Genomic DNA, 22,507 nt, shown 5'->3' with positions numbered 1-22,507 from the left:
TTCACGCTTGCCAAGCTCTTTGCTCAGTCTTTTTTGCCTGAGTGATAACAATCTTTTGGAGTTGGGCCGATTTAGGCTTCTTTTGAGATTGTTTGCAGATTGCAAGAGCATCGTTATACACAACACGAACGCAACCGAACAAGTGAGCTAAGCTCTGCTGCTGTTGGCTTGTTGGATAGAAACGGTACTGATATCTTGCTTTCATGCTTACCATGATCACATAATAGGGTAGCAATTGGGTAGCCAAATGACCAGAGAAAGATTAAGTATTCGCATTGCCGTGAGTCGGCTAGAGAAGTTGCGGAGAATTGCCAAACAGAAAGAAAAAACAATGACCCAACTTAGAGAGGGCTGGATTGATAAACTTAAAGAGGAAAAGCCGTCAAGCTTATGACGGGGCTTTAGACCCAGTTTTTCGGTAAAAAAGAGTCGATCGCACCCCAATGCTGACACTTCCTAACGCGAACTCTCGATCGCAAATCTTAAAATTTCCGTCTAAATTTGATTGTGTCACCAACATAGCAAAGACTGGCAGTAAGTGTCGAAATACAGGAATTTTAAACAGAGAAAATTATGAGCGATCGAATTGTCCGTCGGATCGGTTTAACTGGGGGCATCGCCACCGGCAAAACCGCTATATCTAATTATCTGGCAGATGCCTGTGGATTTCCGATTTTAGATGCCGATATTTACGCCCGCGAAGCTGTGAACCCAGGTTCGCCAATACTTGACTCTATTGTAAAACGATACGGCGCGGGTATTCTGCTCCCGGACGGCAATTTAAATCGGCCAGAGTTGGGAAGTATTATTTTTTGTAACGCAGACGAGCGGCAGTGGTTGGAACAACAGATTCACCCTTACGTGCGCCGCCGATTAGTTGAGGAAACTCAAAGCTGGATTGCTGAATCGAGTTTGGTATCCCAAGGCACACATGATTTAGGTACAAAGACTCAAGAAACCGGCTTTTTTCACCCTCATCAAAAGCTAGAACCGAGTATTGTTGAAAAAAAACCCGGTTTCTGCGCCAAGGCTGACACGTTGACTTTGGTTTTGGTAGTGCCGCTGCTGTTTGAAGCTAACATGACTGACTTGTGTACCGAAATTTGGGTAGTGTACTGTTCACCAGAAGTGCAGTTAGAACGACTAATGCAGCGAGACGGCTTGAGTTACGATCGAGCGTCGGCCCGCATTAACGCCCAGTTGCCGCTAGCTCAAAAGTGTCAACAAGCTGATGTTATTTTGGACAACTCGTCAACCCTCGACTCGCTATTCCAGCAGGTAGATGTGGAAGTCAGTCGCTGTGAGATTTGATACTTGAGATTGACTCGGCGATATCAGTTTTAAAACCTGGTTTTTTTAATTCCTGCGCGGCAGTTCGATTTGAGAGTTGAGATTTGAGATTGAATCCACGATTTTGTGAAGGGGCTTTTTTCTCCAACCGCTTTCGACTCCTCCTTCGGAGTGGCGCGTAACCGCTCTTGTCACAAAGCCAGATCAGAAAAGATCAGAAAAAATAAAAGGTTCACCATTTATTTAAAAATACAATAGCAACGATTTATGAAGTTAATGTGAAAAATTAGGCATTGCTCCCTTTAAGGAATCTCATTCACCAAGATATTTATATTTGACACTCCTCGACCTGAAGGTGCGAGGATTCTTGGATCGTCCAGTCGATTTACTCATTGATGCTGCCATCAAAGAGTAGAGATCGTCTGTCCCCAAGCGTGAATTTCGGCGTGCCCCGCCGTATTTAAATTAATTTTTGCCTGCTTCAACCCTTTCACCAAAATATTGCGAGCGGCATTGTGGTCGCGATCTAGTACCGTTCCGCAACCACAAATATGGGTTCGAGTTGACAGGGTTTTCTTGACTAAATTGCCACAATTTGAACAGTTCTCAGAGGTGTACTGTGGTGGAACAGCAATTACTGTTTTGCTGTACACTTTCCCAAAATATTCTAAATAATGATCAAGTTAGTGACCACGCCGCGTCGCTGATTGATTTAGCGAGCTTGTGGTTTTTCACCATGTTCCGCACCTGAAGATCTTCGTAGGCTACAAAATCGTTAGATTTTACCGCGCACAACGCTGTCTTAATGGCGAAGTCTTTACGCTGCCTACTGACTTTCAGGTGTTTTCTTCCTAACTTGTTAATCGCTTTTTTTCGATTACCAGAGCCTTTCTTCTTTCGAGAAACTCGCTTCTGCAATCTTTTCAAAGCTTTTTCGCTTTTTCGTAGGTAGCGAGGATTGGCGACCGTTTCGCTATCGCTATCAGTGTAGAAATGGTTTAACCCAACATCTATTCCGATAACTTTGCCAGTAGAAATAGATTCCTCTTTTCGCTCTACGTTGATACAAAATTGGGCGTAGTAGCCATCGGCACGACGCACAATTCTGATTCTTTTTATTTCATCAGGCGCATAGAAATGCCAATCCCGACTACCAATTAACTTGAACTTCCCAGCAGCAAAGCCGTCCTTAAATGTTAGACATCTTTTGTCACTAGAAAGCGCCCAGCCGGATTGTTTGTACTCAACGGAACGACTGTGTTTCTTGAACTGCGGGTATCCTTTTTTCCCTGGTTTCTTGGCTTTGCAATTACCAAAGAAACGTTGGACAGCAAAAATGGCACGTTCCGCCGAAGCCTGACGTGCCGTCGAGTTAAGCTTGCCTGCCCATTCAAACTCTTTCGCCATAATGGCGCATTGTTTGTACAGGTCTACTAGCTTAATCCCTTGATTGTCTACCCAGTGTCTAAGAGTTTTGTTTCTGACAAATTGAGCAGTCCGAATCATGTCATCAATGATCCGATATTGCTCCGCTTTGCCCTTCAGCTTGAACTCTAATACTATCATTGCAATAGTCTACCATTTCTACTGAAACTTTTACTTGCAAGTTTGTATGTTTGACAAAACTTCATATTCCTTGCAATTAATGCCGTCCTATAAGGACGGGGCTTTAGACCCAGTTTCTTGGTAACGTGCTGATGGCGCGCCTGGGTACTCTCCTGTTGTGTCTTTAATCCCCGGGTTGCCGCTTCAACTCAATAAATTATGAAGTTAATCATAAAAGTAGTAAAACTTTACAATTGGCGGTTTTTGTTTCTTTCTTGGAAGACTGTTTCAAAAGGATTCCAGGGGCGATACCCTTTTAGATTTGAGATTTGAGATTTGGGAATAATTTATAACTACCAGGGTGGGGAATACGGGCATAGAAGAGTAGCATTCTTTTTTTTTGAACATGGTCTTGAGTTCTGCTGGTTGCCCGCAAGTAGCAGAGAACTAGAAATTACCAGCGAAAAAGCGAGCTAGACGATGGATTTCACCCGCTTTTAACCAAAAATCAAAAAAATTGCAGGTGCCGTCACTTACTAATTGATGACTTCGCCACAATTATTTTTTTTATCCTGATAGCAGAGTACAGACTGCGTATCAAGAAGGGGAAAATACAAACACCACAATTTATGATGCGCGTTTACTCTTCCATCCTGATGTCCAGCCTGTTACTGAGTGCTACCGCAGTTAACGCTCAAAGCTTAGAAACTCGATCGACCTTTTTTGCTCAAGACAACTCTGCTCCAGAAATTTTAACCGCCATAGCCGACTCTCAGACCTTTTACGATAAGCCGCCAGATAATCAGCCGCCAGAACGAGGCACCGGGAGATAAAGCCTAAAAAAGCGATAATTGCGGGGAATTAGAGGGAGAATGGGAGAATATAAAATTGGGAGAAGAAAAAAAAAATTGAAGATTTCGAGCCATTAATTGCGGACTTACGTACTGCGTAGCAAAAAACCGATTTTTCAGCGGTATTTGACGACTCAAGGCATAATTTTTGGCTATTCCGGTTTTTTGGCCAAGCGTCCTCAAGATATCAGACAACACCAACGGGCGGGAAATGTTGCACTCAAAAAATAAAGAAAGGTAAAGCGCGAGTAGGAATCTTACGCTTTACCTTTTTTTTCAACTTTTGCAGCTTTAATCTTCTTCCGCAGCTTCGCCGCCAACAACGACATCGCGAATCCGCAAACTCGGGCCGCCACAGCCGACGGGCAAACCGCTTTGCCCTGCCTTGCCGCAGCCGCCGGATTCATCCCAGTAGAAATCGTCGCCGATCGCCTCAATATCAGCTAAAGTGCTGAAAACATTACCCGAAAGAGTAACATCCCGCACCGGATTGTCTAGTTTTCCGTCGCGGATCATCCAAGCTTCGCCCGCACTGAAAGTAAACATTTCGCCGTTAGTCATGCCGCCTTGCCAATTGCGCGCATAAACTCCTTCTTTGATACCTGAAAATAAGTCCGCAACAGGCGTGTCACCCCGTTCGATCCAAGTATTCGTCATGCGGACGATCGGCGGATAATGATAATTCAAACAGCGAGCATTACCAGTAGGCGTTTCTCCCAATTTACCCGCCGTTTCCCGCGAGTGCAGTCGCCCGACTAAAGCGCCGTCTTTAATTAACTGAGTAGTAGTCGCCGGAGTGCCTTCGTCGTCGTAGAAATAGCTGCCCCGGTGTCCCTCTGGCGATGCACCGTCGAAAATTTGCAAGTTTTGTGGGCCGAACTGGCGGCCGAGGGTCATAATTTCCAAAATGTCGGGATTTTCGTAGGCCATGTCGGCTTCGGAAAGGTGTCCGAAGGCTTCGTGGACGAATAATCCGGTCAAAATCGGGTCGATGACGACGGTGTAGGTGTTGCCTTGGACGGGGGGTAAGGCTAGGGAATCTACGGCTCTCTGGGCGGCGCTGCGAACTTGAACATCGAGATCGGTTAAATCTTCGTAAGCTTTGCGGGAACCAGTGGTTTCGCGGCCGGTTTGTACGGTTTCCCCGCTGCGGGCTGTGGCGGCAAAGCGCATTTCCATGTCTGCCCAACCTTGTTCGAGCATGGTGCCTTCGGAGGTGGCCAGGATGATGCGCTGGGTGGTGTCGCCGTAGCGCACGGAGATTGTGGCGATGCGGGGGTCAATGCTGCGGAGAATGGCCGCGTAGCGATCGCACAATTGCTTTTTGTCAATTAGGGGAACCAGACGGGGGTCTGTTCCTGTCAGCGGCAGCAAGCAAATGTCTTGTACTGGGGTGACAGGCGCCAGGATCGTTTCTTCTTCGCCGATCAGTTTTGCCGCGGCGATGGCTTCTTCGATTCTTTCGGCGAGGGTGGAAAGTCGGTTAAAACTGGCAAAGCCCCAACCGCCTTTGTGGCAAGCCCTGACTTGGCCGCCAATTGAGACTCCTTCGCTGAGGGTTTCAATTTTTTCGCCCCGCAGCAGGATGTCGGTGCCTTCGGCTTCTTCCAGTCGAATTGCCAGATAATCGACTTGGTGGCGGTAGCGTGCCATTAAGTCTGACAGCAGATTTTTCGAGTCGGCGATCGAGGTGGGCATAAGGAAAGCACGGTGTTTAACTTACTTCATTTTGCACTGTTGTCAGGGCGATCGTCCAAAATATCGCCCCAAGCGCGGAGATTGCGACTTATTGGTACGGTTCTGCCAATATCGTTAGTTGACAAATGTGGATATCCTGTGAGTTAGGAGGAAGGTGCAAGAAATTATGCGGGATTTTTCGATCGTGCTGGTGCTTGACCCAGCCCAAAAACGGATACCGTGCCACGTACTTAAGTCGTGGAAAGATAAAAATTTTAGACCAAAGTTCAATCTCCCAGATTTATCTGTGGGGTAAATCTAAAATCTAAAATCTAAAATCTAAAATCGACTGACTCCTAACTCCTGAACTTTCCTATACATAAATACTTCACCCTTCATGCCTCCGAAGGTGGGTTTATAACTGTGAATACTTACTTTTTACCGACAATAAGCGAAATTTTAGCCTCCGAAGGCCAAGAAAATGACCTCAGTCTCTTTGATGCTAAGTTGGCGGGAGGAAACAACCGCCATCGGTGTCCTGCAAGCCGTGGGGCTTCTCGGCTGAAAGCTGAACAGGAATGGTATGGGGCGATCGCAGCTTTGAATCAAATGCTCGATCGGCAAAAAGCAGGACAAAAAACAGATGCCGAGCGAGCAAATGGTCGATCGACAATCCCCCATTCCTGTCAGGGATTGGTGTTGTCTGGCCCGTCTTCGGTTTTGACTGGCCCCGCTTTGGCCAACGGCTTTGCCAATTGGATTTTTACCAGTATTCCCGACAACGATGCAGCTTTGTGGTCTTTTCGGGCTAGACAAACTTTAGCTTTAATGCCGGCGGCTGATGTGCAAATATCAGTCCCTGCGGCGGCCCCGGCTTTGGCTTTGGCCAGTGGCGATCCCTTAGCCAACGAGCAGTTTTGTTTGGTTTTAACTGCTAGTTTTAGCCTGGTGATGGTTTTGGGTGAAAATTCTGCGGGAATTCCGGCTTTTCTATTTTCTTTCGATCCGCAAGTAGTCGCCAAAGCTTGGGAGGTTTTGCGGCGCCGGGTGACTGAAAGCGAATGTTTGCTTGCCAATTCTGACGCTAGCTTCAATTTATCAGTTAGCAAATTAACTAATAATTCTACTAAATTAGACGGGCTGTTCCAGCAGTTTTTGCCTGTGGAACCCCATTATCAAACAGTGATGCTGTTCAGCCGCTTGCTGTTGCATAATTTGCAGGTTGGGAAAGATGAAGCAGGCAGGATAAAGGATGAAAGAATTGATGATGGTTTGAACCACAGACATCACAAGTTATCGGCTACAGATATCAACTGCAAATCTCCAATTCCTCTGGCTACTAAAGAGGTCGAATTGCTACAGGCGATCGCCCACGAAGTCCGCACTCCTTTGGCTACCATTCGCACGCTGACTCGGCTGCTGCTGAAACGTCCCAAACTCGATGCGGTGGTGGTCAAGCGTTTGGAAATGATTGATGCTGAGTGTACCGCTCAGATCGATCGCTTCGGTTTAATTTTCCGCGCCGTGGAATTGGAAATGTCGCAAGCTAAAAATTCTGGCGTGCAGCTAACAGCAATGTCCCTCGGTGAAGTGCTACAAAATAGCATTCCCCGCTGGCAAAAACAGGCGAGTGTGCGAAACCACACTTTGGAAGTTATTGTGCCGAAAAAGTTGCCGGCGGTAGTCAGCGATCCGACGATGCTGGATCAGGTTTTAACTAATTTGATTGAGAATTTTACTCGAACTTTGCCTTCGGGGAGTCGCATTCAGGTGGAGGTGACATTGGCGGGCGATCAGTTAAAGTTGCAGTTGGAATCAGAACACTTACCTGAAGGTAATGTCGCATCGACTTTTGCAGAAGCGGCGAATGCTCCTTTGCGATCGATCGGGCCTTTGTTGATGGTGCAGCCGGAGACGGGAAGTTTGAGTTTAAATTTGAGCGTGACTAAGAATTTATTTCGGGCTGCTGGCGGGAAGTTGGTAATTCGCCAGCGACCCCAAAAGGGCGAGGTGATGACGGTATTTTTGCCGTTGCAATAGTCATTAATTATTGGCAAAATCTGTAGGGGCGGGTTTTACCAACCATCTATGTCAGAAATGAACAATATAATAAACCCGCCCCAGCCCAACGACAAATCCGAATTAATATTTTTTGAAGGGGATCGAACATCAGGTTAATCAGGGTTATTGGTTGGGTGGGGGCGGGTTTTTATAGATTGTTTCTGAGCGTCAAATATTGTTGGTAAAACCCGCCCCTACAGCCGGATCGCATTAGTCAATTAAAATCTCAATGACAAACTCCGTTCCTTCTCCCGGTGTAGAAAAACAACTCAGTTTGCCGCCGTGTTTTTCTTCTACAATTTGACGCGCGATCGCCAGTCCTAACCCAGTTCCTTTGCCCACGTCTTTAGTGGTAAATAGATGGTCGAAGATACGATTCTTCACCTCTTCCGACATTCCATTTCCGTTATCGGCGATAGCAATTTTTACCTGGTCACCTTCCACGTCCGTCCGAATAGTGATGTGATTGGGATGGGATTTAATTTCGGCAAAACTCCGTCCTTGATTCGAGTCTTCTAAGGCATCGATCGCATTTGCTAACAAATTCATAAATACCTGGTTTAATTGTCCCAAATAACATTTTACTTTGGGAATATTGCCGTACTCTTTAATGATTTCAATTTCCGGATGCTTGTCGTTCGCTTTCAGGCGATGGCGTAAAATCATCACAGTGCTGTTGAGGCCTTCGTGGATATTGGCCTCAACTTTATGGGCCGTATCCGCGCGAGAGAAAGTGCGGAGGGAGGTGCTGATGTTTTTGATGCGCTCGCATCCTATTTTCATTGAACTCAACATCTTGGGTAAATCTTCTACTAGATAATCTAAATCTATTTCCTCTGCTTTCTCAATCAATTCTGCTTCGGATGGAGGAAACTTTTCTTGATAGAGGCGCAAATAATCAATTAAGTCTTGAACTCCAGCATGAGCTTCATTAATGTTCCCGGCAATGAAACCAACGGGGTTGTTGATTTCATGGGCAACCCCTGCCACTAGATTACCTAATGCTGACATCTTTTCACTTTGGATCATTTGCATCTGAGCTTGCTGAAGTTCATTCAAAGTCTGCTGCACTTGGTGATAGAGGCGGGCATTTTCCAGAGCGATCGCCGCTTGACTAGATAGAAAATTCAGCACTAGGAGGCGATCGCGACTAAACACCCCACTGGTTATCCGATTTTCTAGATACAAAATGCCGACCAAGTTCCCCTGATTTAGAATTGGCAAACCCAGCAAACTCTCTGGTTGGTGGTGGTCTAAATAATCGTCAATCACAGGCAGATCAGTTTTGAGGTGATCGATGACAACTGCTGCTAGGGTGTTTTTGACATACTGGATTAATTTAACAGGAACGGTGGGATTGTTCTCTAGGGGTTCCCTTTGCAGGCTAATGTTTTCCCAGGTAGCTATCGCCCGCACTTGCCATTGTTGATCTTGGCACAGCATCAGTACACAGCGATCGGCTCCAGAGTTTTGTAGCATGGTTTGGGTCAGAATTTGCAGCAACTCATCTAGGTCGATCGTGCTGGAGATCATTTGGGAGATTTGCAGCAGAGTCGAAAAATCTAGAGCCTGGTTAATGGAGGTGCTTGAGGTAGTGTGATGGGTGATCGAAGGAATTGAGTAGGTGGGATTGGTGAGGGTGGATAGGGTTTCTAAAATAGTGAAGGGTTGGACGCACTGTTGTAAGATGGGACGCAGCAGATCGGGATAACGTTTTTCTAGGTCATCGGTTTTGGCTTTTGCTCCCCAGCGGGCGTAACAATAGTAGGCTTCCTGCATATAGCCTGCAGCGACTTTTTCTTTGCCCCAATTGAGGTATAATTTAGCTGCGAGTTCGTTTGCTAAGGCTTCTTCGTTGAGGAATTGGTTTTCTTTAGCGAGTTGAATGGCGCGATCGTACAACTCAGCAGCCGGCCATTTTTCTTCAGCAACACGAGCCATCTCCGCCTCTAAAAGCAGAAATTTGGACAGACAGTTTTCAGGACTGTTGTGTGCCCAGATTTGAAGTTGTTGCCGATTATTCTGAAGAATTTCTTGATAATCTTTTGGTTGTTTTTCCGGTGCTTCCCCATAAAGTTGCAATACAGTCAAAGACTGATAAAAACAATGCAGAACACGTTGAAATTGTCCATAGAGTGCATTAGAAAAATCGGCAGCGGCTACTAACATTTCATAAGCTTTAGCATACTCACCATAGGTAAAAAACAAAAAGGCTTTAGCGAAATAGTAAGTGCTACTGCCATAGCCATAGCCAATTTCATTGAACGTTGCTAGCGCCGACTCTTCATCAAATGTTTCAGAGCTAAGGCTATACTTCCCTATCGTTAGCCCTTGCAAGTTCTCTAGGAGCTTGCACTGAAGAATTAGGGCAAAGGCTGTCGTAATCTCCGTTCGTTCCGCAAAGCTGATGTACTTTTCATGTCGAGCCAGCAAACTGTGAATATCGCTTGAGACGATCGCCTGCTGCCAGAAACTGAACAGAGCACTGTGATGACACCAAGAAAAATCGCCTACTTCCATTGCCCCCTGATAAGCAGCTTGTTGCAGAGCAAGATTAGAACTAACGTGCTTGCGCCAATGGTTGATAAAGTTGCCGAAGGACATATAAATTTTGCCATTCAGGGTGGTGTTATTAAATTTTTCATTCACCTTCAACCCTAAAAGTCCAAACTCATAGCCCAATTCATAGTCTTGAAAGCGTTGGCAGAGAATTGTGCCATACCAAACATAAACAAAACCCGCCACATTTGTATTCCCGTATTGCAAACAGAGATTGGTCATGTGTAAAACAACCAACACTAACAACTCCTGATTAGTTAGGTAAGTGGGCGGTACCATGTTCATTAGCAGTTTGATCTGCATCTGGCGTTCTTCATCGACAATGAGCGGTGCGTCGATTAGTGCTGCAACTTGGCGCTGATTTAAGGTTTTTTTAACTTCCAGAGCCATCCCTTCTAACTCTGCTTCGTTTGGCACGATCGCCAGTTCTAAGCCTAACAGTTTCAGCCCTTCAATTCCTACCTGAATCGCCTTTTGATACAGGGCATTATTTTGATAATGAGTTAGCTGAATCGCAATAATATTGGCTCGCTCAAGACTTGAGTTTGCATGACTAAAGGCGATTTCTATCAAATTTTCAGCTTCCTCAAGATGACCTGCCAAAAATTCAGCCTCAAGGCTTTCTAGATACATCGTAAATGTTAATTTATAAGCAGAGTCCCATTTATTAGCGGGTAGGAAACTTAAACCGAAAGCGAGATATTTGGTCGCCGATTCATAAGCAGTTGATAGTTTAGCTCTCTGCCCCGCAAAGAGGCTAATTTTAGCAAGCTTGGTTCGTTCTTCCTGCTGCGTTATTAGCTCCGAGCCAATGATAAAATGATTGATAATATCGAACACTTCTTCTCCTCTTTCAACCTCGGAGAAATTCGGCAGAAGTAACTGTCCAATTTTGAGATGAGTAGCTTGCTTTTGGTCATCAGGAATTAATGAATAAGCAGCTTGCTGAACCCGATCGTGGAGAAATTTGTAGTGAGGTAATTGAGCGGCGGTATTTGGCAAGTTGGGGGTGCTTTTCCCATCTTCTTTCCCTATATAAAACTTGTAAATTTCACTGGTTGGTAAGATGAATCCTTCTTGCAAGGATTTCCACAAATCGGCAGCAGTTTCTTCCGGCGACTTCTCGCTGACTACCGCCAATGTATTCAAATCAAACTGCGCTCCAATGCACGCAGCCAACTTCAGCACATCCTGAGTTTTTGGCGGCAATTTCTGCAATTGCACCGCCATAAACTCCACTACATCATCGGTGATAGTTAGGGCTTTGACTTTGGCGATATCGCACTGCCACCCCCCTGTTACCCCCCTGTGTCCTCCCCTGATAAGGGGGGATGTTACTCCCCTCTCTCCCCCCTCGGTAAGGGGGGATGAAAGGGGGGTGGGATCAAACGCAATCAACCCCTCTTCCTGTAGCGCCCTGAGAAATTGGGTGGCAAAAAATGGATTGCCTTTGGTTTTTTGATAAACTAACTCGGTTAATGGCTGAGCAAGAGGGCGATCGCACGAGAGCGTATCTGCTATCAAATCGTTAATATCGACTTGACTCAGAGGTTCCAAGGTAATAGTATTTACCGTTACTTGGGATTTTTCCATCTCTGCTACTGCCAACATAAATGGATGAGCCGGAGATACTTCGTTATCTCGATATGCCCCAATTACCAGCAAATTCTGACTATTTTTTTCACTCATCAACACTTGCAAAAGCTTCAGGGATGCTGAATCTGACCATTGCAAATCATCCAAAAAAATCACTAAGGGATGTTCTTTTGTAGCAAAAACAGAGATAAATTTTTGAAATAGTAAATTGAAACGATTTTCGGCGGCACTTCCCGAAAGTTCAGAGACAGGCTGTTGTTTGCCAATAATTCGTTCCAATTCAGGAATTACTTCTACAATAACTTGAGCGTTTTCGCCCAGAGCCTTGATAATTTTCCTTTGCCATCGTTCTAGCTGAGCGTCGCTTTCTGAGAGTAATTGATCCATTAAATCTCGGAAGGCTTGCACAAAAGCACTAAAGGGAATGTTGCGTTGAAATTGGTCGTATTTGCCTTTGATAAAATAACCGCGTTGCCGAACTATGGGTTTGTGAATTTCATTGACTACAGCGGTTTTCCCAATGCCGGAAAATCCGGCAACTAGCATCATTTCGCTGCGGGATAAGTTCGAGTCCCCCCCGTCGCCCTTAGTAAGGCGTGAGTCTTCTTTTCGCTGGTTTCTCTCGTTCCCAGGCTCTTGTGGGGAACGAGATTTAGAGGGGTTGGCTACTCGATCGAATGCTGCTAATAATGCAGCGACTTCGGTTGCTCTGCCGTAGAGTTTTTCGGGTATGATAAAGCGATCGCAAAAATCTCGCCGACCAAGGGCAAAACTCTCAATTCTACCTGTCTCATTGAGTTGTTGCAAACAATTTTTTAAATCGGCTTTCAGCCCTAATGCACTCTGATAGCGACATTCGGCATTTTTGGCAATCAATTTGCTGACAATTTCCGAGAGGACAAGGGGAATTTCGGGATTAATTTCACGTACAGATGGTGGGTGCTGGGCAATATGACAGTGGATCAATTCCATCGGATCGCTGGATTGACATGGCAATTTTCCTGTCAGCAATTCGTAAAAAGTTATACCTAATGAATAAAAATCTGTGCGGTAGTCAAGGCCGCGATTCATTCTTCCTGTTTGTTCGGGAGATAAATAGCTGAGTGTTCCTTCGATCACGTTGGGACTCATCAGCATTTGAGTTTCTCGCGGCAGCAAAGATGCAATACTAAAGTCAATGAGTTTGACTTGTTTAGTCTCAGGATTAATCAGAATGTTGGCTGGTTTAATGTCTTTGTGAATGATGCGGTGGCGGTAAAGTATATCTAATGTATTGCTTAGGTCGATCGCAATTTGCAAAAAATCAACCAGAGATTGCACGGCTTTTCCTTTCCCCGTCCATTCCTTCAGAGAAATTCCCCCGAAGTCTTCCACAATCAGCGCATAGCCGTTCCGGTAGGGCTCCAAGCTGTAGGTTTGGATGATTCCGGGCAAATTCAGGTTTTTGGCGATCGTGTATTGATTGCGAAAATGCAAGAGTTCGCTGAAGCTGGGATACTCGTTTCGCAAGACTTTGATGGCTACAGGTTTTTGGTCCGAGAGGCGAGTTCCGCGATAAACGAGGGTGCGAGTGCCTGAGTAAATTCGAGCGAGAATTTGATAGCCAGTTAATTCTATCATAGCAATAATTATTTTTTAGATAAATATTTGATTTACTCTTACAATCTAGTGCAAATCAGATTCTTCCTTGGTATTAATACTTAAAAATATAACAAATTTCGCAGCGCGCGAACAGCTAACCGTTAAAGGTTAACCGGATTCGGTTAACCGTTAACAGTTAACCGAAGTCAGTTAACCGAATTCATTCTGGCTTTCAAGGCATCTCGCGCTTGTTCTCGATCGTCAAAATGGACTTTTTCGGTGCCCAAAATTTGATAATCTTCGTGTCCTTTCCCTGCAATCAGCACGCCATCTCCCGGTTTAGCGTCCATAATAGCAGTGCGAATTGCAGCGGCGCGATCGCACAAAACGATCGGCTTTACTGCGGCGGGAATTCCTGCTAAAATATCCTCCAAAATGCGATCGGGATTTTCAGTGCGCGGATTGTCGGAAGTAACAACCGCTAAATCGGCTAATTCTGCAACGATTTTACCCATGATCGGCCGCTTAGTGCGATCGCGATCGCCGCCGCAGCCAAACACGCAAATCATCTGACCCGGAATAAACGGCCGCGACGCCTTCAACAAGTTCTCCAAACTGTCTGGAGTGTGCGCGTAATCCACAATAACGCTAATATCTTGTTCCGGGCTAATTTGCACCCGTTCCATCCGTCCCGGTACTCCCGAAAACTGAGATAATTTCTCCACAATTGCGGACAAATCTAAACCCAATTCTAAAACAGCACCGACAGCCGCCAACATATTTGATAAATTGAACTGACCGACTAAAGGCAAAGAAAAAGCCGTTTCTCCCTTCGGTGTGTGCAGCATTCCTTTAACTCCATTGGGCTGATACTGCAAATCAAAAGCATACAAATCTGCGGTTTTCAGAACAGTGCTGTAACTCCAAACTCGGTCGGATTTGATGGTTTCAAATATCCGCTGCCCGTAGGGATCGTCAATATTAATTACAGCGCGATTTTTGAGGTAATCCGAACCAAATAAAAGCGATTTTGCCTCAAAATAATCCTCCATATCGCGGTGATAATCCAGATGGTCTTGAGTCAAATTTGTAAAGACAGCCACTTCAAAACTACACCCTAAAACTCGCTGTTGCGCTAAAGCGTGGGAACTGACTTCCATCACGCCGTGTTTGCATCCGGCTGCTACAGCTTCTGCTAGTTGTTTTTGGAGGTCAACTGCAAAAGGTGTGGTGTAAAGTGCAGTTTTTTGGAATCCCGGCCAGCGAGTATAAAGCGTACCGAAAATCGCCGTCGGCAACTGCATTTCATTCAGCAGAAATTCGATTAAATGAGTTGTTGTAGTTTTGCCGTTAGTCCCGGTAACGCCGACAAGTTTTAATTTGCTAGCTGGATTGCCGTAAAATGCGGTTGCTATTTGACCGCAAACTTGAGCCATATCGGCTGCTGCGATGACGCAGGGAACCTCTTCTAGCCCCCCCTTAGCAAGGGGGGGTTGGGGGGGTGTTTTCTCGGCTGCTTGGGTGGAAATTATGGCGGCAATTGCACCAGATTCGATCGCACTTTGCCAAAAATCTCCCCCATCAACCCTAGTTCCCGGCATTCCCAAAAACAAATCGCCCGCCTGACAAGCGTGGGAATTAGTGGATAAACCCTTGACTTCGGCATCGAGGGCGGGATGTTTGGCGTCAAAGGAAATGCTGGGAACTGCTGCTAATAATTCTCTCAATTTCATCTGAAAAACTCCTCACTTGGATGTCTTGAATATGACTGGCGGAACCGATTGTTTGAGCCACTCTCTACAGGTTTTTGCTGTGGGCGGTGCAAAGCCTAAGTTTTTTTGGTGCGCGATGTAAAATCTATCTGCCTAGAGTAAGCTGCACACCAAGTACCCCGATGTCAGGATTAAAACCTGAGTTTTTGGGTAAATCTCACATTTTGCACCATTCAATTACTTGTTTAGGAACAGGCTTTCCGGCCTGTGAAGCGAGAAAACTCATTGTTTGTGGAACGGGCCGGAGAGCCCGTTCTTGACAAGGGTGCAACATCTGAGTAAATCGTATTATTGTGACGGATCGATTTGCAAATATTTCTGTAGCATTTGCTCCAATTGGGCGACACTACAGCGGGGAGAAGGGCGGGGTAACAGTTGTTCAGGGGAGAATCCAGCCTCGCCAGCAGAATTTGTTGGCGGGGGCTGCACTTTAAACAAAACAGGAACTTCGTACTGATAAGCTTGAAACCAGTCATCGCGTTCGGTAATATCTCGGACTTCGAGTTGAAACTTCAGGCTTTCAATCTGTTCCAGTTTTTCTTGCAACCCTTCGCACAAGTGACATCCGGGTTTGCTGTACAAAATCAATCGCATCATAACAGTAAGATTAAACTCGATCTTAAATTCTCAAACCTGCGATCGCCAGTTGGCGAACCAGACTTGGCAAGAAGCAAGCCGTGGCATAATTGACCTCAACGCGCGATCGATGTTATCTTAGCATTGACGGCGAACCGATTACGGTAATTTGCCATCTCAATGTAAATACAGGTCGATCTATCCATACACTAGGTCCGTAAAAAATGCAAATTACGCCTGAAATTTCTGGGAAAATTCAATTATTACGTCTCCCCCTAATTATTGGGATTGTTACTATTCACTCGTCTATAAATTCTGTGGGATATGCTGACAAATTTTTCCAGACTTTTATTGCGAGCACTTGGGGCGGTTCCTGCGTGTCTTTTTTGTTTGTTATTTCAGGAGTGCTTTTTTTCAAAACTTTTAACTTATCGCTAAATTCTTACCTAGAAAAGCTCAAGTCTCGGTTTTGGACTCTCCTGGTTCCCTATTTATTTTGGAACTTAGCTTTATTGGCAATGGTCTTAATTGTCTTGAACATACCGGCAACAAGTTCTATTATTCAAGGTCATTACAAAAAATACATTGAAGACTACAGCTTCGCCAATTTTATAGATTGTTTGACGGGGTACAGAAACGGTTATCCGATCGCATTTCATTTCTGGTATGTCCGGGACTTAATCGCGATGGTGATTCTATCTCCGGTATTTTTACTGGTAGCTAGAAAGATTCCCTATCTAGGTTTGGCTTTGTTTGCCGCGCCTTGGTTGCTGAAATTACAACTTGGTTTTATTAAAATCCAGTGGTTGGGGCCACTGTTCTTTTATTTGGGATGTCTGATTGCTGTTCAAAAATTGGATTTAACTTGGCTCAATCGACGAAAAAGTTTGATAATAGGCATATACTTAGCGATGGCTGTTGTGCTGGCAATAATGCAAACATCAGAAATAGAAAATTTTAAACACCTGTTTGAATGCTGCACGAGAGTAGTAGGTACGATGGCGATTTGGTGCGCTGCCGATTTGGTAGCTGGAAAGCTGCAAAAGGTGTGTTTAAATCTTTCGGGTTTGGCATTTTTTGTTTATGCTTCTCACGAACCGACGGTAACAGTTTTGAAGGAAGTTTTTGAGAGATTGTCAAAAAATCCAAATTCGATAACGGTCATGGTACAATATTTGTTGATAGTGACAATTGCCACTTTAGTAACGCTGGCTGCGGGTAGTCTTTTACAAAGGTACACGCCTAAATTTTTCCAATTGATAACAGGTGCCAGGGGATAATCATACCATTTTAGATTTTAGATTTTAGATTTTAGATGTGGGAGGGATGACTCTCATGGTTTGGATCTTGCCTACAGTAGCATTTTTTTTGCGAACTGGTATCAATTTTAGATGGAGGATTAGAGAGTTTAGATTACTCTCTTTCTGCTCTTCCTCTGTGCCCTCTGCGCCTCTGCGGTAAAAAAATAAATCTAGTTCACCAATGAAAAAGTTAAATTTATTCACACCACCTAATTATCAAATTACGATTGACTAATAAATCAAGCTTTAGTATAGTATAGAAATAGCCCTACATAAAGGAGGCAGTATGGACTGCACCGAATACGCAGAAGCCAAACGAAAAGCAGCTAAAAAAATTAGCGCCGACATTCGAGAACGCTGGAACAATCGCATTGTTCAGCGAGAATTGCACTTGATGGGTGAAGCGGGGGCCGTGCAGTATTTATCTGATTACGGGCGCGGCATCGGTACGGCAAAAGTTATCGGTTTTGCACTGTGCGCCGAGTCGGAAGGATACCCGGAAATGGCGATCGGCTTTTGGAAAAGAGCGTTTGAATTGGAAACCGGAGAAAAGCCGATCGCCCTCAATACTCCAAACAATTCTACCGCCAATATTGCTCCTGCTGCAAAATCAACTTCCGCCCCAAAAATAGAAACTGCCAACAATCCCATTGTTGCCGAATTGCCACCGCATTTACAGCCCGGAAGGATTGTCACCATGCAGCCGGTGGACGCGCCGAGTGAACGTTCTTATTACATCGAAAATCCCGATTATTGGGGACAGCCAAAGCGCGACGGCAATCGAGTAGTGGTCATTGCGACGCCAGATAAAGTATACTACCAATCGCGATCGACTAACCTGCGGCAACAGGCATCGATTGAGATCGATCGCACATTAATCGACACAGCCGCTAAAATTGGCACCTTTGTTTTAGACGGCGAACTGTATTACAAAAGCTGTACGGGCAGCGAACATCGCACCGGCGCGCAAGCTGCTACAGTTAATATTGAAAGCGGTTTTCCGACAATCCAGCCTAACGCAATTTATGCCATTTTTAAAAGTTTGTTTTTCAAAGGCAATGATTTAACTACCGTGGCAGAATCCGAACGAATTGCAGCGGGTGTTGAAGTTGGCGAAATGCTGGCGAATTTATCCCCAGCATTTGAAGTTGTACCGACATTTCGCACCACCGCCGAAAAACTCGTCCTGGCAAATCAGCAGGAATCTGAAAATAAAGAAGGCGAAGTTTGGGTGTTGCACAACTGTCACTATGTCGGCGGCAAAGATGTTAAGAAATATCCGATGGTGAGGACTAAATACTGTCAAGAACACGATTTGTTTATTGTGGGTTTGACGGCGACAAAAGTTGCGGGGCGGCCGTTTAGTGCCGTCAAAGTAGCGCAAGAAATTGATGGCAAATTAGTCCCAGTAGGAACCGTGGGAACCGGGTTTAGCGCCGAGGAAATGCAGGAAATTGCCCGACTCTACGAGGCTAACCCCAAAAGTGTCAAAATTAAAGTGCGATCGCAGGGTTTGACGGAAAGTGGCAAATTATGGCACGCACGATTTCTGGAGTTTTGTTAAATTTGTAGGGAAACGGCAGTGCCGTTTCCTTTTGTGATGTATGAAAAAAAACTTTCTTTGGTTCGTAGTCAGGAATGCAAGTCTTGCTTCTGAGGACTTCAGTTCTCACTCCGAACCGAAACGATAGCTAACCAATAGAAAAAACAATGATTAAAATCTTACACCTTTCAGACATTCACATGGGCAGCGGCTTTTCCCACGGCCGGATTAATCCAGAAACTGGTTTAAATACGCGGCTGGAAGACTTCGCGGCGACGCTGAGTAAATGTATGGATAGAGCAATTTCTGAACCCGTAGATTTAGTCATATTCGGCGGCGATGCTTTCCCGGATTCGACGCCTCCACCGTTTGTTAAAGAGGCTTTTGCTCGCCAATTCAGCCGCTTGGTAGACGCGCAAATTCCGACGGTTTTGCTAGTAGGAAATCACGACCAACATTCTCAGGGACAAGGCGGCGCGAGTTTGGGGATATATCGGACTTTGGGAATACCTAAGTTTATTGTAGGCGATCGCCTGGACACTCACCTAATTCAAACCCGCAGCGGGCCGGTACAGGTGGTAACATTGCCTTGGTTGACTCGATCGACCTTAATGACACGTTCCGAGACTGAAAGCCTGTCTATGGGCGATGTTAACCAATTATTAACCGAAAAACTGACGATCGCAATGGAAGGCGAAATTCGCCGCCTCAACCCCGACATACCAACCGTACTTTTAGCGCACTTAATGGCAGATAAAGCAAGTCTGGGCGCAGAGCGTTTTTTAGCAGTTGGCAAAGGTTTTAACATACCCGTTTCCATGCTAACTCGCCCTTGTTTTGATTACGTTGCTCTCGGCCACGTTCACAAACACCAAAATCTCAATGCTTCCAACAATCCGCCCGTAATTTATCCCGGAAGTATCGAACGAGTTGATTTTAGCGAAGAGAAAGAAGATAAAGGTTTTGTGTTAGTTAATTTGGAACGGGGAAAAGCAGAGTGGGAATTTTGCGCTTTGCCAGTGCGGGTGTTTCAGACTATTAAAGTGAATGTTTCCGAATCGGAAAACCCGCAAGCTGAGTTAGTTAAAGCTATTGGCAAAAAAGAGATACAAGACGCGGTTGTGAGATTGATTTACCAATTGCGATCGGAACAGTTAGATTTAATCGACAACGCAGAATTGCACGCACTTCTGGGCGAAGCGCACAGCTACACAATTCAACCGGAATTAGTCAGTCAGTTAGCGAGGCCGCGTTTACCCGAATTGAATGCTAATAATAGTATAGAACCCTTAGAAGCTTTGAAAACTTATCTGGCAAGTCGGGAAGATTTGAAAGATGTTGCGGAGAGTATGTTAGAGGCGGCACAGGGTTTGTTGGGCGGCGCGGAGGAAGTTTTGGTCGAATTTTAGGTACTGTCTCTCACGTTATATGCGGATCTCTACACAGAAATATTACGTGACAGTTAGTAGGTGCTAATAGACAATCGCCTTCCACATAGTATAGGTGAAAATGTTCAGGTTTTCGACTATTTTCATGGAAGTAGTTTAGCAATGACATACCCAGCTTATGAAAAGCAGATTTAGAACCTTCAAATACCAGATTTCTTTGGTTTAGGTGAATTTTGATTAAGTCTAATCCTTCTGGATTTTTTATCGAAGACAACTTCATGGAAATACCTTCCAGGTTTTCAGGATAAAACTCGGAATTTATTTTCTCCGCGTGAAGATTTAAATCTTCACTGATGCTTTTGCAAAGTTCTCCAAGTTCGATCAAACCTCGTGGCGAATCAGATATCTCTATTTCTGGTTCGTCCCAGTTGCCATCAAATAAGATATACACAGTTTGCCTCCCGATCTAGTAATCTATTGTTGTAATTCACGAATCAGCATTCCCAAAAATCTCCCCTACAACCAACCGAGTTCCATTCGCAAAATCCACCCCAGACTGCACCTTTTTACCCGCTAACTGCACCTCCCGCAACAATAATAAACCATCACCAGTTTGGACGATCGCCCCCAACCCCTTCACAACCTTAACAACTTCCCCATTTGCGCCCGACAACTGGGCTAAAACAGGCCATTCGCGTTCCAAAACTCTCAAATCCGCTGGCATTTGCAGCCAATATTCCGGCGCGACGGGTACAGTAGCTATCACCTTCAGAGAATTGCCACGAAAAGTCGTCGTGCAATCCGGGAAAAAGCCCCTAACTTGATTGTGAAGGTCGATCGCACTTTTCGACCAATCCAGCACATAATCCGCACTCTTAATCATCGGCGCGTAAGTCGCCTCAGCATCATCTTGAACAACAGCTTTAACCTTATCGTCTCTCAATTTCACCAAAGTTTCTATCAACAAATCCGCCCCAATTTCCGCCAACCTATCCGCCAAAGAATCAGCATTATCCAACAGTGAAATACCAGCAAAAGCCTTCAACAGCATCGCCCCAGTATCCATGCCAGCATCCATCAGCATAGTAGTAATTCCTGTTGTCTTTTCCCCGTCAAAAAGACAGCGCTGAATCGGCGCCGCACCGCGATACTTCGGCAAAATTGAACCGTGAACGTTAACGCAAGCCAAACTAGGAATATCCAGAATTTCTTGAGAAAGAATTTGGCCGTAAGCCACCACCACAAACACATCCGCCTCCGCTTCCCGCAACTTAGCAAGCGTTTCCGCATCCTTCTTAATTCGGCGAGGCTGCCAAACCGGGAGACTGTGATTTAAAGCCACATCTTTTACAGGTGAAGGCATCAATTGATTGCCTCTTCCCCGACGTTTGTCCGGCTGAGTCACTACACCCACAACCTCAAATTCTGGGTGACTTAGCAAACTGGATAAAGTAGGAACAGCAAAATCGGGAGTGCCAAAAAAAACAATTTTCATAGATTCTTCGTTATTAGTAAGTAGTCCTCAGTCATTACTCATTAGTCATCAAGTAGGTAATGGCAAAAAACCATAGTATATTATACAGACTATTCAGCGCGTCGCAGCTATGATACAAGCTAGTTTATGAGTGTTTTTACCCACCGAGCTCATGTAATGTTTATTTGTCAGCTCAAATAATAGTAGTTGGCTCCTAGATTATACACTTCGAGAAGAGTTCCGAGTTGTGCGATCGGCAAAAAGTATCTCGATTGATACTCAGGTGCAGCCAGACTCGAACGCTCCAAAGCAATGGGTTTGATAGAGGCAACAACATTTGCATCCATTCTTCCCAACTTAACTATAACTGTTCTACACTAATAATTATCATCTAATCTACCTTTGTTACTGGGAATCTCAATCTTATCATATCTCCTCGAACAGGGAAAAACCGTCGAATCTCCTGCTGAATCTCAGCCGCAGCTTATTTGCCGACACCGCCGAACAAGAAAAGTTTATTCATGCCGTCACCAATCCCCAAGCTTTTAATCCTGCTATCTTGTGGCTGCCACCAAAACCAACAGAAAACCCATTTACTGTCGAAATTCCAGTTTCTTGGCAACCGCAATTTGTAGATAGACTAGCCTGAGAATCCCAGCCGGGAAAACATTCCTTACATCAAGCAGGACATTACTACTGTCTCGACTTTTCCTCAATCTTCGCCGCCTCCACATTGTTAACAACACCCCAGCCCATCAAACTAATCGTAGATATGTGCGCCGCCCCCGGAGGAAAAAGTATATTTGCCTGGAAAATATTAAACCCAGAATTGCTGTTGTGCAACGAAGCCATAGGCAAACGCATGGGAATGCCGATCTCTAATTTAAAACGCTGCCAAATTCAACCATCCGCCGCCGCTAACGTCGATTCAAAAATACTTGCCGAAAAAATACCACAAACTGCTAATTTAGTAATAGTAGATGCTCCTTGTACTGGTCAATCACTCTTAGCAAAAGGAGACAAAGCACCCGGCTGCTTTCATCATGTCACCATCAACAGCAATGCCAACCGCCAAAAAAGAATTTTAGCCAATTCTGCTAAAATTGTAGCGCCCCAAGGTTATCTTGCATACATGACCTGCACTTATTCAACCGCAGAAAACGAACAAGTCAGCGAATGGCTGTTAAGCAAATTCCCCGAATTTGGGCCAGTCACTGGGGAGCATCTCAGTTTTGTAAAAAGCATTTTTTTTATTGTAGTGCGAGCGTCCCCGCTCGCGTATTGTACAATACG

At 45.0% G+C, this 22,507-nt stretch carries 15 protein-coding genes and 2 pseudogenes; 8 read left to right on the top strand and 9 right to left on the bottom strand.

Going from position 1 to position 22,507, the window contains the following annotated elements:
• Position 1 precedes the first annotated feature (1 nt).
• Positions 2 to 205 (bottom strand): helix-turn-helix domain-containing protein, encoded by a 204-nt coding sequence (locus QUB16_RS09685; RefSeq protein ID WP_333315756.1) that lies wholly within the window; start codon positions 203 to 205, stop codon positions 2 to 4.
• Between the two features lie 42 nt (positions 206 to 247).
• Between QUB16_RS09685 and QUB16_RS09680 the strand changes: the two genes are divergently transcribed.
• Positions 248 to 394, top strand: a complete 147-nt coding sequence (locus QUB16_RS09680) for a hypothetical protein (protein ID WP_333315755.1) — start codon at positions 248 to 250, stop codon at positions 392 to 394.
• A 179-nt stretch (positions 395 to 573) separates the two neighbouring features.
• Positions 574 to 1,311, top strand: a complete 738-nt coding sequence (gene coaE, locus QUB16_RS09675) for a dephospho-CoA kinase (protein ID WP_333315754.1) — start codon at positions 574 to 576, stop codon at positions 1,309 to 1,311.
• Between the two features lie 383 nt (positions 1,312 to 1,694).
• On the opposite strand, the pseudogene QUB16_RS09670 reads toward coaE, so the two are convergent.
• Positions 1,695 to 2,856: pseudogene (locus QUB16_RS09670) on the bottom strand (RNA-guided endonuclease InsQ/TnpB family protein).
• A 608-nt stretch (positions 2,857 to 3,464) separates the two neighbouring features.
• Here QUB16_RS09670 and patX point away from each other — a divergent pair.
• Positions 3,465 to 3,668, top strand: a complete 204-nt coding sequence (gene patX, locus QUB16_RS09665; RefSeq protein ID WP_333315753.1) for a heterocyst-inhibiting protein PatX — start codon at positions 3,465 to 3,467, stop codon at positions 3,666 to 3,668.
• Between the two features lie 309 nt (positions 3,669 to 3,977).
• On the opposite strand, the gene QUB16_RS09660 is transcribed toward patX, so the two are convergent.
• Positions 3,978 to 5,384: a TldD/PmbA family protein gene (locus QUB16_RS09660; protein WP_333315752.1), complete on the bottom strand. Its 1,407-nt coding sequence runs from the start codon at positions 5,382 to 5,384 to the stop codon at positions 3,978 to 3,980.
• Between the two features lie 402 nt (positions 5,385 to 5,786).
• On the opposite strand from QUB16_RS09660, the gene QUB16_RS09655 reads away from it, so the two are divergent.
• Positions 5,787 to 7,403, top strand: coding sequence for a HAMP domain-containing sensor histidine kinase (locus QUB16_RS09655; RefSeq protein WP_333315751.1), 1,617 nt, complete (start codon positions 5,787 to 5,789; stop codon positions 7,401 to 7,403).
• Positions 7,404 to 7,634: 231 nt separating this feature from the next.
• On the opposite strand, the gene QUB16_RS09650 is transcribed toward QUB16_RS09655, so the two are convergent.
• The 3 genes from QUB16_RS09650 to QUB16_RS09640 form a co-directional block, all read right to left on the bottom strand.
• Positions 7,635 to 13,199 carry an AAA family ATPase gene (locus QUB16_RS09650; protein ID WP_333315750.1) on the bottom strand — a complete coding sequence of 1,855 codons (5,565 nt, stop codon included), beginning with the start codon at positions 13,197 to 13,199 and terminating at the stop codon, positions 7,635 to 7,637.
• 167 nt (positions 13,200 to 13,366) lie between these two features.
• Positions 13,367 to 14,893 carry a UDP-N-acetylmuramoyl-L-alanyl-D-glutamate--2,6-diaminopimelate ligase gene (locus QUB16_RS09645; protein WP_333315749.1) on the bottom strand — a complete coding sequence of 509 codons (1,527 nt, stop codon included), beginning with the start codon at positions 14,891 to 14,893 and terminating at the stop codon, positions 13,367 to 13,369.
• Between the two features lie 327 nt (positions 14,894 to 15,220).
• Positions 15,221 to 15,526, bottom strand: a complete 306-nt coding sequence (locus tag QUB16_RS09640; protein ID WP_333315806.1) for a glutaredoxin family protein — start codon at positions 15,524 to 15,526, stop codon at positions 15,221 to 15,223.
• A 206-nt stretch (positions 15,527 to 15,732) separates the two neighbouring features.
• Here QUB16_RS09640 and QUB16_RS09635 point away from each other — a divergent pair, with 206 nt between their 5' ends.
• From QUB16_RS09635 to QUB16_RS09625, 3 genes are all read left to right on the top strand, one after another.
• Complete coding sequence (locus tag QUB16_RS09635; protein ID WP_333315748.1) at positions 15,733 to 16,788, top strand: acyltransferase; 1,056 nt, start codon at positions 15,733 to 15,735, stop codon at positions 16,786 to 16,788.
• A 307-nt stretch (positions 16,789 to 17,095) separates the two neighbouring features.
• Positions 17,096 to 18,373, top strand: a complete 1,278-nt coding sequence (locus tag QUB16_RS09630; protein ID WP_333315747.1) for an ATP-dependent DNA ligase — start codon at positions 17,096 to 17,098, stop codon at positions 18,371 to 18,373.
• A gap of 146 nt (positions 18,374 to 18,519) precedes the next feature.
• Positions 18,520 to 19,761 carry an exonuclease SbcCD subunit D gene (locus tag QUB16_RS09625; RefSeq protein WP_333315746.1) on the top strand — a complete coding sequence of 414 codons (1,242 nt, stop codon included), beginning with the start codon at positions 18,520 to 18,522 and terminating at the stop codon, positions 19,759 to 19,761.
• Between the two features lie 10 nt (positions 19,762 to 19,771).
• Here QUB16_RS09625 and QUB16_RS09620 read toward each other — a convergent pair whose 3' ends face one another.
• The 3 genes from QUB16_RS09620 to QUB16_RS09610 form a co-directional block, all read right to left on the bottom strand.
• Positions 19,772 to 20,191 (bottom strand): hypothetical protein, encoded by a 420-nt coding sequence (locus tag QUB16_RS09620; protein ID WP_333315745.1) that lies wholly within the window; start codon positions 20,189 to 20,191, stop codon positions 19,772 to 19,774.
• A 36-nt stretch (positions 20,192 to 20,227) separates the two neighbouring features.
• The gene (gene fmt / locus QUB16_RS09615; protein WP_333315744.1) at positions 20,228 to 21,235 is read right to left on the bottom strand and encodes a methionyl-tRNA formyltransferase; all 1,008 of its coding nucleotides are present in this window, start codon (positions 21,233 to 21,235) and stop codon (positions 20,228 to 20,230) included.
• Between the two features lie 167 nt (positions 21,236 to 21,402).
• Entirely contained in the window at positions 21,403 to 21,561 is a 159-nt protein-coding gene (locus QUB16_RS09610) for a hypothetical protein (protein ID WP_333315743.1), read from the bottom strand.
• A gap of 386 nt (positions 21,562 to 21,947) precedes the next feature.
• Here QUB16_RS09610 and QUB16_RS09605 point away from each other — a divergent pair.
• A pseudogene (locus QUB16_RS09605) lies at positions 21,948 to 22,507 on the top strand (RsmB/NOP family class I SAM-dependent RNA methyltransferase); the annotation flags it as partial.

Source organism: Microcoleus sp. D3_18a_C4 (genome assembly GCF_036702415.1).
Lineage (GTDB): Bacteria > Cyanobacteriota > Cyanobacteriia > Cyanobacteriales > Microcoleaceae > Microcoleus.
The sequence above is the reverse complement of the archived record's forward strand: the minus strand, read 5'-3'. Positions and strand labels throughout refer to the sequence as shown.

What these genes read in the sequence shown, in the direction of transcription:
- QUB16_RS09635 (WP_333315748.1), top strand. Translation starts at nt 15,733, where the DNA reads ATGCAAATTACGCCTGAAATTTCTGGGAAAATTCAATTATTACGTCTC.
- QUB16_RS09650 (WP_333315750.1), bottom strand. Translation starts at nt 13,199, where the DNA reads ATGATAGAATTAACTGGCTATCAAATTCTCGCTCGAATTTACTCAGGC.
- QUB16_RS09630 (WP_333315747.1), top strand. Translation starts at nt 17,096, where the DNA reads ATGGACTGCACCGAATACGCAGAAGCCAAACGAAAAGCAGCTAAAAAA.
- QUB16_RS09660 (WP_333315752.1), bottom strand. Translation starts at nt 5,384, where the DNA reads ATGCCCACCTCGATCGCCGACTCGAAAAATCTGCTGTCAGACTTAATG.
- QUB16_RS09640 (WP_333315806.1), bottom strand. Translation starts at nt 15,526, where the DNA reads ATGCGATTGATTTTGTACAGCAAACCCGGATGTCACTTGTGCGAAGGG.
- QUB16_RS09625 (WP_333315746.1), top strand. Translation starts at nt 18,520, where the DNA reads ATGATTAAAATCTTACACCTTTCAGACATTCACATGGGCAGCGGCTTT.
- patX (WP_333315753.1), top strand. Translation starts at nt 3,465, where the DNA reads ATGATGCGCGTTTACTCTTCCATCCTGATGTCCAGCCTGTTACTGAGT.
- QUB16_RS09685 (WP_333315756.1), bottom strand. Translation starts at nt 205, where the DNA reads ATGAAAGCAAGATATCAGTACCGTTTCTATCCAACAAGCCAACAGCAG.
- QUB16_RS09645 (WP_333315749.1), bottom strand. Translation starts at nt 14,893, where the DNA reads ATGAAATTGAGAGAATTATTAGCAGCAGTTCCCAGCATTTCCTTTGAC.
- QUB16_RS09610 (WP_333315743.1), bottom strand. Translation starts at nt 21,561, where the DNA reads ATGGATGCAAATGTTGTTGCCTCTATCAAACCCATTGCTTTGGAGCGT.
- coaE (WP_333315754.1), top strand. Translation starts at nt 574, where the DNA reads ATGAGCGATCGAATTGTCCGTCGGATCGGTTTAACTGGGGGCATCGCC.
- fmt (WP_333315744.1), bottom strand. Translation starts at nt 21,235, where the DNA reads ATGAAAATTGTTTTTTTTGGCACTCCCGATTTTGCTGTTCCTACTTTA.
- QUB16_RS09680 (WP_333315755.1), top strand. Translation starts at nt 248, where the DNA reads ATGACCAGAGAAAGATTAAGTATTCGCATTGCCGTGAGTCGGCTAGAG.